General features: G+C 60.0%; 10 protein-coding genes. 4 read left to right on the forward strand and 6 right to left on the reverse strand.

Annotated features, from left to right (window positions below; genetic code table 11):
* Nucleotides 1-58 precede the first annotated feature (58 nt).
* Entirely contained in the window at nt 59-1,354 is a 1,296-nt protein-coding gene (gene gltA, locus ACTZWY_RS05060) for a citrate synthase (RefSeq protein WP_444789601.1), read from the reverse strand.
* 87 nt (nt 1,355-1,441) lie between these two features.
* Nucleotides 1,442-2,845: a glutamate--tRNA ligase gene (gltX, locus tag ACTZWY_RS05065; RefSeq protein WP_444789602.1), complete on the reverse strand. Its 1,404-nt coding sequence runs from the start codon at nt 2,843-2,845 to the stop codon at nt 1,442-1,444.
* Between the two features lie 77 nt (nt 2,846-2,922).
* Here gltX and ACTZWY_RS05070 point away from each other — a divergent pair, with 77 nt between their 5' ends.
* Complete coding sequence (locus ACTZWY_RS05070; RefSeq protein ID WP_444789603.1) at nt 2,923-5,019, forward strand: ComEC/Rec2 family competence protein; 2,097 nt, start codon at nt 2,923-2,925, stop codon at nt 5,017-5,019.
* 99 nt (nt 5,020-5,118) lie between these two features.
* On the opposite strand, the gene grxD is transcribed toward ACTZWY_RS05070, so the two are convergent.
* The 4 genes from grxD to ACTZWY_RS05090 all read right to left on the reverse strand — a co-directional run bounded on the left by grxD (nt 5,119) and on the right by ACTZWY_RS05090 (nt 9,364).
* Nucleotides 5,119-5,478: a Grx4 family monothiol glutaredoxin gene (gene grxD, locus ACTZWY_RS05075; protein WP_439561027.1), complete on the reverse strand. Its 360-nt coding sequence runs from the start codon at nt 5,476-5,478 to the stop codon at nt 5,119-5,121.
* Between the two features lie 24 nt (nt 5,479-5,502).
* Nucleotides 5,503-5,745, reverse strand: coding sequence for a BolA/IbaG family iron-sulfur metabolism protein (locus ACTZWY_RS05080; protein WP_444789604.1), 243 nt, complete (start codon nt 5,743-5,745; stop codon nt 5,503-5,505).
* A gap of 51 nt (nt 5,746-5,796) precedes the next feature.
* Nucleotides 5,797-7,962: a phosphoribosylformylglycinamidine synthase subunit PurL gene (purL, locus tag ACTZWY_RS05085; protein WP_444789605.1), complete on the reverse strand. Its 2,166-nt coding sequence runs from the start codon at nt 7,960-7,962 to the stop codon at nt 5,797-5,799.
* 508 nt (nt 7,963-8,470) lie between these two features.
* A complete protein-coding gene (locus ACTZWY_RS05090) occupies nt 8,471-9,364 on the reverse strand; it encodes a LysR family transcriptional regulator (protein ID WP_444789606.1) in 894 nt (297 codons plus the stop codon).
* A gap of 156 nt (nt 9,365-9,520) precedes the next feature.
* On the opposite strand from ACTZWY_RS05090, the gene ACTZWY_RS05095 reads away from it, so the two are divergent.
* The 3 genes from ACTZWY_RS05095 (at nt 9,521) to argC (ending at nt 14,948) form a co-directional block, all read left to right on the forward strand.
* Nucleotides 9,521-12,937, forward strand: coding sequence for an indolepyruvate ferredoxin oxidoreductase family protein (locus ACTZWY_RS05095; RefSeq protein ID WP_444789607.1), 3,417 nt, complete (start codon nt 9,521-9,523; stop codon nt 12,935-12,937).
* 71 nt (nt 12,938-13,008) lie between these two features.
* On the forward strand, nt 13,009-13,821 hold the full coding sequence (locus ACTZWY_RS05100) for a glutamate racemase (protein WP_444789608.1): 813 nt from the start codon (nt 13,009-13,011) through the stop codon (nt 13,819-13,821).
* 98 nt (nt 13,822-13,919) lie between these two features.
* Nucleotides 13,920-14,948 carry an N-acetyl-gamma-glutamyl-phosphate reductase gene (argC, locus tag ACTZWY_RS05105; protein WP_444789609.1) on the forward strand — a complete coding sequence of 343 codons (1,029 nt, stop codon included), beginning with the start codon at nt 13,920-13,922 and terminating at the stop codon, nt 14,946-14,948.
* The last annotated feature ends 2 nt before the right edge of the window (nt 14,949-14,950 follow it).

Consider the following 14,950-nt stretch of genomic DNA (forward strand, 5'->3'; position numbering starts at 1 on the left):
GGCACATATGAAAAACGCCGCCCCGATGGGCGGCGTCTGTATTGGAGCTGCGCAGCTATCACCGATTCTCGATCTCGGCATAGTCGCGGCGTGGTGCGCCAGTGTAGCGCTGGCGCGGGCGGCCGATTTTCTGTTCGGGGTCGCTGATCATTTCCTTCCACTGCGAAATCCAGCCAACAGTGCGCGACAGCGCGAATATGGGCGTGAACATCGATGTGGGGAAGCCCATCGCTTCCAGAATGATGCCGGAATAGAAATCGACATTCGGATACAGCTTCTTGCTGACGAAATACTCATCCTCCAGCGCGATGCGTTCCAATTCCTTGGCGACTTTCAACGTTTCATTGTCGTCGATGCCCAGCAGCCCCAGCACCTCGTCTGCGGATTGCTTCATCACCTTGGCGCGCGGGTCGAAATTCTTGTAGACGCGGTGCCCGAAGCCCATCAGGCGGAAGGGGTCGTCCTTGTCCTTGGCGCGGGCAATGAATTCGGGAATGCGGTCAACCGTGCCGATTTCGCGCAGCATTTCCAGACAGGCCTGATTCGCGCCGCCATGTGCCGGACCCCAAAGGCAGGCAATGCCCGCCGCAATGGATGCAAAGGGGTTTGCCCCGGAACTGGACGCCAGACGCACTGTCGATGTGGACGCGTTTTGTTCGTGATCCGCATGCAACATCATGATGCGGTCCATGGCGCGGCTCAGGATCGGGTCGACGACATATTCTTCTGCGGGCACCGCAAAGCACATGTGCAGGAAGTTGCCGGAATAATCGAGGCTGTTCTTCGGGTAAACAAACGGTTGCCCGACTGAATATTTATAGGCCATTGCGGCGATGGTCGGCATTTTCGCAATCATGCGGATCGCGGCGACTTCGCGCTGCCACGGGTCATTGATATCGGTCGAATCGTGATAGAATGCGGACATTGCACCCACAACCCCCACCATAATGGCCATCGGGTGGGCATCGCGGCGGAATCCACGGAAGAAATACTGCATCTGTTCGTGAATCATGGTGTGACGTGTCACACGGCTTTCGAAATCTTCCAGTTCGGCGGCAGTCGGCAATTCCCCATACAGCAGCAAGTAACAGCATTCCAGAAAATGCGATTTCTCGGCCAGTTGTTCGATGGGATAGCCACGATACAGCAATTCACCCACATCCCCGTCGATATAGGTGATGGTCGATGAACATGCCGCAGTCGAGGTGAAGCCGGGGTCATAGGTGAACACGTCGCCCTGCGCATACAGTTTGCGGATATCCAGCACATCAGGGCCTACCGACGGTTTCATGACCGGCAGTTCGATTTCCTTGTCGCCTATGATCAGCTTTGCAGATTCGGTACTATTCGCCATTGCGCATCCTTTCCCTGTGGCCTGCGGGCAGGGCGCCGCGCAGACAATCCCTGACTGGGGCTTCCGGGGCGCGATGGCCCTGTCGGCTCAAGTCGTTACATCCTGAATGCGGGCAAGCGATTCTTCGCGGCCCAGCACGATCATCATGTCAAAAACACTTGGACTGCTTGTCCGCCCTGCAAGCGCAGCGCGAAGGGGCTGTGCAACCTTGCCCAGGCCCAGTCCATGTGCTTCTGCCGTTTCCTTGACAATGTCTTCCAGTATAATCCGATCCCACGTAGCAGTTTGCAAGCGCGGCGTCAATTCCTTCAGTATACCACGGGATACATCATCAAGGGATTGCGCCGCTTTTTCATCTTGCACGATGGGCCGAGATGTCAGAATAAAATGTGCCTTTTCAATAATTTGTGTAAATCCCTTGGCCTTCTCCTTGACGAAGGGCATGGCGGCCGCCAACCCCGTGATCTGCGTATGTGTCAGGTCGGGCGCGTCTGTGGCCCGCAGGAACGCAAGAAGTTCTTGCAGCAGTGCAGCATTGTCCGCGACCGTCATATGTTGCGCGGTCAGGTGGTCCAGTTTCTTGAAGTCCAGCCGCGCCGGTGATTTGCCGATTCCCCCAAGGTCGAACCATTCTTTTGCCTGAGTATCGGTAAAGAATTCATTATCACCGTGCCCCCAGCCCAGCCGTGTCAGGTAATTACGCATCGCGGCGGCAGGGTAGCCCATGCGCTGGTATTCCTCGACCCCCAGCGCGCCGTGGCGTTTTGACAGTTTCTTGCCATCAGGGCCGTGAATCAGCGGAATATGCGCCCAGACTGGCACATCCCAGCCCATCGCATGGTAAACCAGCATCTGGCGGGCGGCGTTGTTCAGGTGGTCATCGCCACGGATGATATGCGTTACCCCCATGTCATGGTCATCGACCACCACGGCCAGCATATAGGTTGGCGTCCCGTCAGACCGCAGCACGATCATGTCGTCCAACTGGTCATTGCCAATGCGCACATTGCCCTGCACCTGATCTACAATCACGGTTTCCCCGCTGCGCGGCGCCTTCACGCGAATGACATAGGGCGCATCGGGATGGGTGGTCGCGTCCGCGTCGCGCCACGGCGAGTGATACAGCGTGGATTTGCCTTGCGCGCGGGCGTCTTCGCGGAACGCTTCTATCTGATCCTGTGTCGCAAAGCACTTATAGGCATGGCCGCTGTCCAGCATCTGATGGGCGACCTGCGCATGACGATCGGCGCGCGCGGCCTGACTGACGGGGTCCCCGTCCCAGTCCAGCCCCAGCCATGTCAGCCCCGTCAGAATCGCGGCTGTCGCCTCGGGGGTGGACCGGGCGCGATCAGTATCTTCTATGCGCAACAGGAACTTGCCGCCACGGCCACGGGCATAGAGCCAGTTGAACAACGCGGTGCGTGCACCCCCGATATGCAGAAAACCCGTGGGCGAGGGGGCAAAGCGTGTAACAACGGGCGCATCGGGCATCGGATTTTTACCTTTTGGTAACTATGTAAGGGCAGGATCACCCGTGGTTCTAGGCAAGGTCAGCGGGGGAAACAAGGGTGCATCTACTGACCTTTCCTGTTAGCGGACTTGCGGGGCCGTGGTCCTTCTTGTTTCGGGCAGTGGCACTGCAGCGCGGGCACCTGTTCTTGTTCGTGCCTGTCTGCCTTGCTGTTGGCATCGGGGGGTATTTTGCCCTGCCGCGCGACCCGACTGCGGGCGAATGGGTGGGGCTTGTGGTGTTTGCGGTGGCGTTATGCGCTGCGGTCCGCGCTGTGCCCGAAGATGCTGCGCCGTTGCTGCTGGCGGCGGTTTTTGTGGCCGCGGGCATGGGGCTGGCGGGTTTGCGCGTGCATCTGGTATCTGCGCCTGTGCTGACATACCGGTATTATGGCGCTGTGGAAGGGCGCATTGTCAAGATTGACCGTTCCGCCAGTGATGCCTTGCGCCTGACGCTGGACAGGGTCATTCTGGAAGGGGTTGACGTTGCGCAAACCCCTGCGCGTGTGCGCGTCAGCCTGCATGGGCAGCAAGGATATATCGACCCTGTGCCGGGGCTGCGCGTCATGTTGACCGGGCACCTGTCGCCGCCCCCCGCCCCGTCCGAACCGGGGGGCTTCGATTTTCGGCGCCTTGCGTGGTTCGAGAAGCTGGGCGCTGTTGGATACACGCGCAGTCCCGTTCTGACCCGCGCACCCGCCATTGAAGGGGCTGCCGGGTTGCGCATTCACCGGCTGCGCATGCAGATATCGGGCGCGGTACAGGACCGTCTGCCCGGCGATGCAGGCGGGTTTGCCAGCGCCATTCTGACCGGGGACCGCGCCGGCGTAAGCCAGCCCCGCATGGAGGAATTGCGCCAGTCCAACCTGGCGCATCTGCTGGCCATCTCGGGGCTGCATATGGGGTTGCTGACGGGGTTCATTTTCGGGCTGCTGCGGCTGCTGATGGCGCTTGTGCCTTGGGTCGCGTTGAGGGTGCCAACCCGCAAGCTGGCTGCGCTGGGCGCGCTGGGCGCGGGGGCGTTTTATCTGGCCTTGTCGGGGGGCAATGTGGCGACAGAACGCGCCTTCATCATGGTGGCGGTCATGTTCTGCGCCATCTTGCTGGACCGGCGCGCCATATCGTTGCGATCTGTTGCAATGGCGGCGATTGTCATTCTGGCCTTGCGCCCCGAAGCGCTGGTTCAGGCAGGCTTCCAGATGAGTTTTGCGGCAACTGTGGCGCTGGTGGCGGTTTTCCGTGTTCTGAGTGCGGAACGCGAATGGCGCCGGTCCATTCCGCGTTGGGTCTGGCCGGTTGTCAGCGTCATTATCTGTTCCATGGTGGCGGGGATTGCAACTGCGCCCGTGTCGGCGGCCAGTTTCAACCGATTGGCCGAATACGGGTTGATTGCCAATCTTGCCGCCGTGCCGCTTATGGGGGTTGTGATCATGCCTGCCGCTGTTCTGGCGGCCGTGCTAGCGCCGTTCGGGCTGGAATGGATCGGCTTGCGGGTTATGGAACCGGCCATTTTGTGGATTTTGCGGGTGGCCGAAACTGTCAGCGGGTTTGACGGGGCCATCATGCCGGTGGTGCAACCTGCTGCGTGGGTTCTGCCGCTGATGGCGCTGGGCGGCGTTTGGATGGTCATCTGGCGCGGGCGCGGCGCGTGGTTGGGGGCGGGTGCTATGGCACTGGCGCTGCTGGGCTGGGCGCAGGCCAGTGAGCGCCCGCATCTGCTGATTGCGCCGGATGGGGCTGTGTTGGGGCTTATGGGACAACAGGGGCGCATGATCAGCCGCGACAGGGCAGGGTCCTTCGCGGCGCAAAGCTGGTTGCAGGCAGATGGCGACATGGATGCGCAGGCGGATGCATTCGCGCGCACAGGGGGGACCGATCCGCGCAACCCCGTCGTGCATCTGCACCATAATGGGCTGGATGTCGTGCATCTGCTGGGGCAACGCGGGTTGGAGGCCTTGCCGGGGCTGTGCATCGCAGGGCGGGTTGTGGTGACATCGGCCCAACCCGAAAGCGCGGTGCAGGGCACCTGCCAGCTGATTACCCCGCGCGATCTGCGCGCCAGCGGCGCAATGGCGATGACGCTGCGCGATGATGGCACAGTGGTTGTGCAAACTGTGCATAGCGCAAGCGGTCAACGAAAATGGACATATCCGTGAGGTATAAGGCCAACAACGCCCCGGCGATGGCCCAACACGCGCGCGGAGCAATGACCATGGCGGCGCAATGGCGCTGCCATGGTCACATTCATCGAAGGATCAGGCGTTCGCTTCGCGAATTTTCTCGGCGGCGTCCTTGTCATAGGTCACGCCTTTGGCTTCGAACAACTGGTCCAACTCGCCTGACAGGGTCATTTCAGTGATGATGTCGCACCCGCCCACGAATTCGCCCTTCACATAAAGCTGGGGAATGGTGGGCCAGTCGGAATAATCCTTGATACCCTGACGAATGGCATCATCGGCAAGAACATTCACATCGGCATATTCAACGCCCATGAAGTTCAGAACGCCCGCCACGCGGCTGGAAAACCCGCATTGCGGCATTGTCTTGGTGCCTTTCATATACAGCACCACGTCATTGCTTTCGACGGTTTGTTTGATGGTGTCTTGCGCGCTCATGGTTTTGTGGTCCTTTGTCAAATGTCAGTCGGGGGCTTTGGTCGTCAGCGCAAGGGCATGCAATTCGCCGTGATTGCCATCCATCTTGCCTTTCAGCGCGGCATAAACCGCGCGTTGTTGCTGAACGCGGTTCAAGCCCCGGAAACTTGGGTCTATCACTTCGGCGGCGTAGTGGTTGCCGTCACCGGCAAGGTCCGTGATCGTTACTTTTGCTTCGGGAAAACCTTCTTTCAGAAGGGTTTCCAGTTCTTCGGCAGTGATGGCCATCTTGCTTCCCCGATTGTCTTTGGTTGAAGGTAATCCCCGCCCGTTCGGGAATCAAGCGTCCCCGATCGCGCGACCAAAGGCGGTTTGGTACAGGGCATCCAGTTCTGCCAGCGGCGCGCTGTCCTTGCCGAATGTCACGCTGTCGCCACCGAAGCGACCCATATGCGCAAGGGTGACACCGGCCTGACCGGCGGCCACCATCAGCGCTTCTGCCTGATCGAAGCTGCAGGCGACCAGATAGCGGGCCTGATCTTCGCCAAACAGGGTTTCAATGTCGTCAGTGTCCAGGGTGACGCCAAGCCCTGCGGCAGCGGCCATTTCAAATGCGGCCAGCGCAAGCCCGCCATCCGACAGGTCAGTTGCCGCTTTCACCAGTTGGCGGTTCCCGCGCAGGAAGTCACCGTTGCGCCGTTCCATGTCCAGATCCACATGCGGCGCGTCGCCCTGTTCCATCCCGAAGGCTTCTGCCAAAAGGGCGGACTGGCCCAGATGGCCCTGTGTCTGGCCGATGACCAGCACCAGATCCCCGTCTTCGGGCAAGCCTGCGATCAGATTGTCCACATGGTCAATCAGCCCCACTGCGCCAATGGTGGGCGTGGGCAAAATGGGCTGGCCGTCGGTTTCATTATACAGTGACACATTGCCCGACACGATAGGCATGTCCAGCGCTGCACAGGCTGCGCCAATCCCTTTGATGGCGCCCACGAACTGGCCCATGATTTCGGGCTTTTCAGGGTTGCCGAAATTCAGGTTATCGGTCGTTGCCAGCGGTGTGGCCCCCACCGCCGTCAGGTTGCGATAGGCTTCTGCGACGGCTTGCTTGCCGCCCTCGAACGGGTTGGCGCGCACATAGCGTGGGGTTACGTCACTGGTAAAGGCCAGCGCCTTGTCGGTTCCATGGACCCGCACCACACCCGCGCCAAGGCCCGGCGCGCGCACCGTGTCGGCCATGACCATGGTATCATACTGTTCCCATACCCACGCCTTATGTGCGTAGCTGGCCGAGGTGATCAGCGCGCGCAACCCGTCCAGTGCAGAGATTTCGGGAATATCGTCCAACGGAGCAGGGGCGGGCGTGTCAATCCACGGCCGGTCATATTCCGGCGCGCTGGAGGCAAGTTTCGACAGCGGCAGATCGGCGCGGGTTTCATTGCCCTGCAGAATCAGGAAACGGTCTTCGGCGATGGTTTCACCGACGATGGCGAAATCCAGATCCCATTTCTCGAATATCGCGCGCGCCTGCGCCTCCATGGATGGTTTCAGCACCATCAACATGCGTTCCTGGCTTTCCGACAGCATCATTTCATAGGCGGTCATGCCGGTTTCGCGGCACGGCACGCGGTCCAGTTCCAGCTTGATGCCAAGCCCGCCCTTGTCGCCCATTTCCACCGCGGAACAGGTCAGACCGGCCGCACCCATGTCCTGAATGGAAATCACTGCGCCCGAGGACATCAACTCCAGACAGGCTTCCAGCAGGCGTTTTTCTGTAAACGGGTCGCCCACCTGCACAGTGGGGCGTTTTTCTTCAATCGTGTCGTCAAATTCAGCGCTGGCCATGGTGGCCCCGCCCACACCGTCGCGCCCGGTTTTCGCGCCCAGATAGACCACCGGCATACCGACACCGCTGGCGGCGGAGTAGAAAATCTGATCTGCATCGGCCAGACCGGCGGCAAAGGCGTTCACAAGGCAGTTGCCGTTATAGGCGGGGTGAAAGCGCACTTCGCCGCCCACAGTGGGCACCCCGAACGCGTTGCCATACCCGCCCACACCTTCGACCACGCCGCGCACCAGATGGGGGGTTTTGGGGTGGGACGGTTCCCCGAAGCTTAGCGCGTTCATTGCCGCAATCGGACGCGCGCCCATGGTGAACACATCGCGCAAAATGCCGCCCACGCCAGTTGCGGCCCCCTGATAGGGTTCGATATAGCTGGGGTGGTTGTGGCTTTCCATCTTGAAAATCACGGCCTGCCCGTCACCAATATCCACGACTCCCGCATTTTCGCCGGGGCCGCAAATGACCTGTGGGCCAGTGGTGGGCAAGGTGCGCAGCCATTTCTTGGAGGATTTGTAGGAACAATGCTCGTTCCACATGGCAGAAAAAATGCCCAATTCTGTGAATGTCGGTTCACGCCCGATAATGTCCAGAATGCGGTCATATTCATCAGGGCTAAGGCCATGCGCGGCAATCAGGTCGGGGGTGATGGCAGGTTCGGTCATATCAGGGCACCTTCGGGCAGGGCAAAAACACGAGGCCCGCGCCAGTGCCGGACCGTTGCATCCCCTTACGGCAAAGGGCCGCGATGGGAAAGAGGGCAGCTACGCTATGTCTGGCGTCACGTCGTCAAACTGTGGCGCATGCGCCAAAATACACGCATAAAGTGAAAAGTGACCCCGCAGGCGGCGGATGACCCGCGCTGATGAAGTGCTGTGCATGGCGTGCGTTTTCTTGGCAGTTTGAAATCTTTATGGGCTTCGTTGGTAGGGCGCTGGTGCGTGGTTGGCCTGCCAGAGGGCACTGAATCACTGCGAAAAACGCAAAAAAAAGGGCCGAGCGCGAAGCTCGGCCTTAGTCCAACAGGGAGGTAAAGGCGCGGGCATAAACCCAAACGCCTTGTCCATTAGATAGGTTATTGCCCATACATTACGCAAGTTAAATTGCCTTGCGTCGGGCACAATGCCGTCATGCGTTGCGAACATGTCTCATGTTGGACAGGGCGCAAATTCCTTAGACTTGCCGCGCGCGCCTGTAGGCCACGATTTCTTCGACAACGAAATCGCGGAAGGCCGATATGCGGCGCGAATGGCGCAATTCTTCAGGATAGGCCAGAAACACCGGAATATCCCCGCTGGCAATGTCGGGCAGAACATGGACCAGTTCGGGAAAATCCTCTCCGACGTAATCGGGCAGCACGCCGATTCCCAGATGGTTCAACGCGGCCTGAAGCACGCCAAAGTAGTTGTTTACAGTAAAGCTTGACCGCGTGGGTTGTGCAGTCAGTTCGCGTATCAGTTGCGCGCCTGCGCTGACCTGAGCAGAGGTGATGTTCTGCGACACAAGGCGAAAATCCTTCAGGTCCTCCAGTTTCTGGGGGGTTCCATGGGCGCGCAAATATTCCGAACTGGCGAAAAGACGCATGTTGACCGTCATCAGGCGCTTGCGGATCAGATCAGCCTGACTGGGTTCTTTCATCCGTATGGCCACATCGGCTTCGCGCATGGGCAGGTCCAGCACGCGTTCTTCCAGCATCAGGTCAATGCGCAGGTCGGGGTATTGGGCATAAAGCGATGTCAGGCGCGGTGCCAGAAACAGCGTTCCGAAGCCGGTTGTGGTGGTCACGCGCAAATCGCCATAGACTTCATCCTCGGCGTCGCGGATGCGCGCGGATGCGGTTTCCAGTTGCCTGCTCATGGCTTTGGTGGCGTCAAACAGCAATTCGCCCTGTTCCGTCAGAATCAGCCCGCGGGCATGGCGGTGGAACAAGACAGTGTCCAACCCTTCTTCAAGCGAGCGAATCTGGCGGCTGACGGCAGATTGGGACAGTTGCAGCGTGTCGCCGGCATGCGTCAGGCTGCCCGCGTCCGCAACGGCGTGAAATATTCTTAGCTTGTCCCAGTCCATACCAACAGTTCCATACAGATGTTTGCGCAAAAGCAGATGATTCGTTCTACGGGCTTTTATCTGATCACAAAAGCGCTGATTTACCCAGTTTTCACTTTGTAGGTCAGAAATATTGACCTATGATTTATTTATACGCAACAGTGCTGGGAGGTGCAGATGGGGCGGCAGGATATTTCGTTGAACGACCGGTTCGACATGAAAAAGACACCCGTTTTGCTGAATGGAACGCAAGCTATGGTGCGGCTGATGCTGCAACAGGCCGCGCGCGACCAACAGGCGGGCGTGACCACTGCGGGTTATGTGACGGGCTATCGCGGGTCCCCCCTTGGGGCGGTTGACCAGCAGATGAACCGGGCGAAAGCGTTGCTGGACGCCGCGAATATCGTCTTTCAGGAAGGGCTGAACGAAGACCTGGCCGCAACTGCGCTTTGGGGCAGCCAGCAGGCCGAATTGCGCGGTGAAGGGCGCTATGACGGTGTGTTCGGGCTGTGGTATGGCAAGGGGCCGGGCGTGGACCGCAGCGGGGATGTATTTCGCCATGCCAATATGGCGGGCACGTCACCGCGTGGCGGGGTGCTGGTTGCGATGGGGGATGACCACACGGGCGAATCATCCACCACATTGCACCAATCCGACTGGGCGATGGTGGATGCCTATATTCCCGTATTGTCCCCGGCGGGCGTTCAGGAAGTGCTGGATTATGGCCATTACGGCTATGCATTGTCGCGCTTTGCGGGGGTCTGGGTCGGCCTGAAGACGATGAAAGACACGGTGGAAGCCACCGCCGTGGTCGATGGCAACCCGCACCGGATGCAGTTTGTCACGCCGGACCTGATCTTGCCTGACGGGGGCTTGAATATCCGGCTGGTGGACACCCCTGTGGCGCAAGAAGCGCGCATGATAGACCACAAGCGGTTCGCCGCCGAAGCGTTTTCGCGCGCCAATCGTATGGACCGCCGCATCCTTGGCAAACCCGGTGCCAAAATCGGCTTTGTTGCGGCTGGCAAGAACTGGCTGGACCTTGTGCATGCGCTGAACCTGTTGGGCATTGGCGCAGATGAAGCCGCGCGTCTGGGCCTGACCACCTATAAGGTCGGGCAGGCATGGCCGCTGGATATGGAAAGCTTCCATGAATGGGCCGAGGGGCTGGAGCTGATTGTCGTTGTCGAGGAAAAGCGCAAGCTGATCGAAGTTCAGGTCAAGGAAGCGATTTTTGACGACCGGCGCGGGCGCCGTGTCTATGGCTGGCACAAGGGCGACACATGGGAACACGGGCGGCAGGTGGAACTGTTCCCCACCCGCTATGCGCTGGACCCGATCATGATTGCCGAACGTCTGGGCGCGATATTGATTGAAGAAGGGCGCGGCACCGAGCGTGTGAAAGCAGGCCTTGCCCTGCTGGCTGATGCGCGCCGCGCTGACAATGCCCCCGATCTGGCCGCGCGGCTGCCCTATTACTGTTCGGGCTGTCCGCATAACACATCGACCCGTGTGCCAGATGGTCACCGTGCCTATGCCGGCATTGGCTGCCATTACATGGTGCAATGGATGGACCGCAACACTGTGGGCTTCACCCAGATGGGCGGCGAGGGGGCGAACTGGATTGGTGAAGCCCCGTTTTCCAACCGCACCCATATGTTCCAGAATCTGGGTGATGGCACCTATAACCATTCGGGTGTGCAGGCCATTCGCGCGGCGCTGGCGGCAGGCACGAACATCACCTACAAGATCCTGTATAATGATGCAGTCGCCATGACGGGCGGACAAAAGAACGAAGGCGGCTTGTCGCCGCACCAGATTGCGCATGAACTGGCCGCGATGGGCGTGCGCAAAATCGACGTGGTGTTTGACGAAAAGGAAGAACCGCGCCGCGCGGATTTCCCGAAATCCGTTGGCTGGCACCCGCGCGCGGATTTTGACACCGTGCAACGTGATTGCGCCACCCATCAGGGTGTTTCCGCCATTATCTATGTGCAGACCTGTGCTGCCGAAAAACGCAGGCGGCGCAAACGTGGCGAATTTCCGGACCCTGACCAGCGCGTGTTCATCAATACCGACATTTGCGAAGGGTGCGGGGATTGTGGCGTGCAGTCGAACTGCGTGTCCATTGTGCCTGTGGAAACCGAATTCGGGCGCAAACGCGCGATTGACCAATCGTCGTGCAACAAGGATTTCTCCTGCCTGAAGGGGTTCTGCCCGTCCTTTGTCACGCTGGAAGGCGCGAAACCCCGCCGCGCGGCATCCCAATCAGTCGAGTTGCCGAAACTGGCAGACCCCGCGCTGCCTGAAATCCGTGGCACGCATAACATTGTCATCACCGGTGTGGGCGGCACGGGCGTTGTGACGATTGGCGCAATCGTGTCGATGGCCGCGCATATTGACGGCAAGGGTGCGGGCATGATCGAAATGGCGGGTCTGGCCCAGAAGGGGGGCGCGGTGCATATCCATTGCCGCATCGCCAACACGCCTGAAGATATCAGCGCCATTCGCGTGGCGGTGGGCGAGGCGCATTGCGTCATTGGCGGCGATCTGGTGGTGACGGCAGGCGCGAAAACACTGGGCCTGATGCGCAGTGGTCAGACTGGGGCGGCGGTGAACACCCATGAAATCATCACCGGCGACTTCACCCGCAACACCGAATTCCGCATTCCGGGCGCTGATCTGCAAATGGCGCTTCAGGCACGGCTGGGCGACAATCTGCACCTGTTCGACTACTCGGAACTGGCCAGACGGCTGTTGGGTGACAGCATCTATTCCAACATGATTGCGCTGGGCGCAGCGTGGCAAATGGGGCTGGTGCCCCTGTCCGAGGGCGCGATTCTGCAGGCCATCACCTTGAACAAGGCGGCGGTGGACGGCAACACCCGCGCGTTTGCGCTGGGGCGCTGGGCGGTGGTTCACCCGAAGGCCGCTGCAAAAACGCTGGCGGACACTGTGGCGCAGATGCCGAAATCGCTGGATGAGATGATCGCGCAGCGCGCAGACCATCTGGCGGCCTACCAGTCAAGGCGCCTTGCCAAACGCTACCGCAAACTGGTGGATATGGCCCCCGATGCGCAACTGCGCGAAGCCGTCGCCAAGGGCTATCACAAGCTGCTGTCTTATAAGGACGAATATGAAGTGGCCCGCCTGCATTTGCACACGCTGGACAAGGCGCGTGCAGAATTCGACGGCGATTTCACGCCCCGCTTTCATCTGGCGCCACCGCTGCTGTCGCGCATGGGGCCGGGTGGCCGTCCCGTCAAGCGCAGCTTCGGGCCACGGATCATGCGCGTGTTTGCCATTCTCGCACGGTTCAAGGTGCTGCGCGGCACAATGCTGGACCCTTTCGGCACCACCGCGGAACGCCGTATGGAACGGCAGTTGATCCGCGAGTATGAGGCGCTGATGCCGCGCATTCTGGCCCAGGTGACACCGGACACGCATGATATCGCGGTGGACCTCGCGCAATTGCCGCTGCAAATTCGCGGCTTCGGGCCGGTCAAGCACCGCAACGCGGATGCGGCTGCACGGCGGCGCGCCGAATTGCTCGCGGCATTTGACGCGCCTGCTGCCCGCATTGCGGCCCAATAGGTGCGAACAGGCTGGATTTCTGCCTGCGCCAGACGTATGCAGGGGGAAATCCTTGACTTTGGGGCAGGTGCATGGCGGTTGGCGTATTCGATTCGGGTTTGGGTGGATTGACCGTTCTGGGTGCATTGACCGAACGCATGCCGGACGTGCCTTTTGTCTATCTGGGCGATAACGCGCATACCCCTTACGGCGTGCGCGATGCTGAAGACATATACGCGCTGACCTGCGCGGGCGTGGAACGCCTGTGGCAGGATGGCTGTGATCTGGTCATTCTGGCGTGCAACACTGCGTCGGCGGCGGCGCTGAAACGGATGCAGGAAACCTGGGTGCCCGAAAACAAGCGCGTGCTGGGTGTCTTTGTCCCGCTGATCGAGGCATTGACTGAACGTGGCTGGGGCGACAATTCCCCACCGCGCGAAGTGGCGGTCAAGCATGTGGCCTTGTTTGCCACACCCGCCACTGTGTCAAGCCGCGCCTTCCAGCGCGAACTGGCCTTTCGTGCCATCGGTGTCGATGTCGAGGCGCAGCCCTGCGGCGGTGTGGTGGACGCCATTGAACAAGGCGATATGCAGCTGGCCGAAGCGCTGGTGCATTCCCATGTGGAGGCACTTTTGCGCCGTATGCCCCGCCCTGAAGCCGCTGTTCTCGGCTGTACCCATTACCCGCTGGTCGAACATGCGTTTCGCGAAGCGCTGGGGGCGGGGGTCGATGTCTATTCGCAACCCAATCTGGTGGCCGCCAGCCTTGATGATTATCTGACCCGCCGCCCCGACATGATCGGACCCGGCAAGGACAGCGCCTTTCTGACCACGGGTGATCCGCTCAATGTCTCGCGCAAGGCCACGCAATTCTTGCGACGACAAATCACCTTTCGGGCCGCATAACCGCGCCCGCTTTCATCTTGCCCCAAATACTCCCGCGCGGAGCGCGCTTTTTCCCAAACGCCCGCACCCGCACCCCCACTGTACAGGGAACCAGACCCATGACCAAATCCATCGCCATTCTGGGCGCATCCGGCTATACGGGCGCCGAACTCGTGCGCCTGATCTCTACCCATCCGCATATGAAAATTGCCGCGCTGACAGGCGAACGCAAGGCAGGCCAGTCCATGGCGCAGGTGTTTCCATTCCTGCGCCATCTGGACTTGCCGGACCTGTGCCGGATCGAGGATGTGGATTTTTCTGCCATTGATCTTGCCTTCTGTGCGCTGCCACACGCAACATCGCAGGCCGTGATCAAGGAATTGCCGCGCTACCTGAAAATCGTTGACCTGTCTGCCGATTTCCGCCTGCGCGATGTGGCGGATTATAAAAAATGGTATGGTCAGCCCCATGCCGCCCCGGATATCCAGCGCGAGGCCGTCTATGGCCTGACCGAATTTTACCGCGATGAAATTCGCGCCGCGCGTCTGGTGGCTGGTACGGGCTGCAATGCGGCAACAGGGCAGTATATCCTGCGCCCGTTGATCGAAGCGGGGGTCATTGATCTGGACCGCATCATTCTGGATTTGAAATGCGGGGTCAGCGGGGCAGGGCGGGCGCTGAAGGAAAATCTGCTGCATGCGGAATTGTCCGAAGGGACGCAGGCCTATGCGGCGGGGGGCACACACCGGCATTTGGGGGAATTTGATCAAGAATTCAGCCGTATCGCGGGACGTCCGGTCCATATCCAGTTCACGCCGCATCTGCTGCCAATGAATCGCGGCATTCTGGCCACTGCATGGCTGGACGGGGACGCCACGCGCCTTCACGAAGTTTTGCAGGCCCGATATTGCGCTGAATCAATGCTTCATGTGCTACCTTTTGGCACAACACCCTCAACTCATGATGTGCGGGGGTCGAATTTCGTGCATATCGGGGTTGTCGGGGATCGCGTTCCCGGTCGGGCCTTGGTGGTTGCTGCACTGGATAACCTGTGCAAAGGATCATCGGGGCAGGCCATTCAGAACGCGAACCTGATGCTTGGTCTGGAAGAAGGGGCTGGCCTTATGGGCGCACCGCTATTCCCATAAGA

Source organism: Roseinatronobacter sp. NSM, assembly GCF_052379845.1.
In the GTDB taxonomy this organism is placed as follows: domain Bacteria; phylum Pseudomonadota; class Alphaproteobacteria; order Rhodobacterales; family Rhodobacteraceae; genus Roseinatronobacter.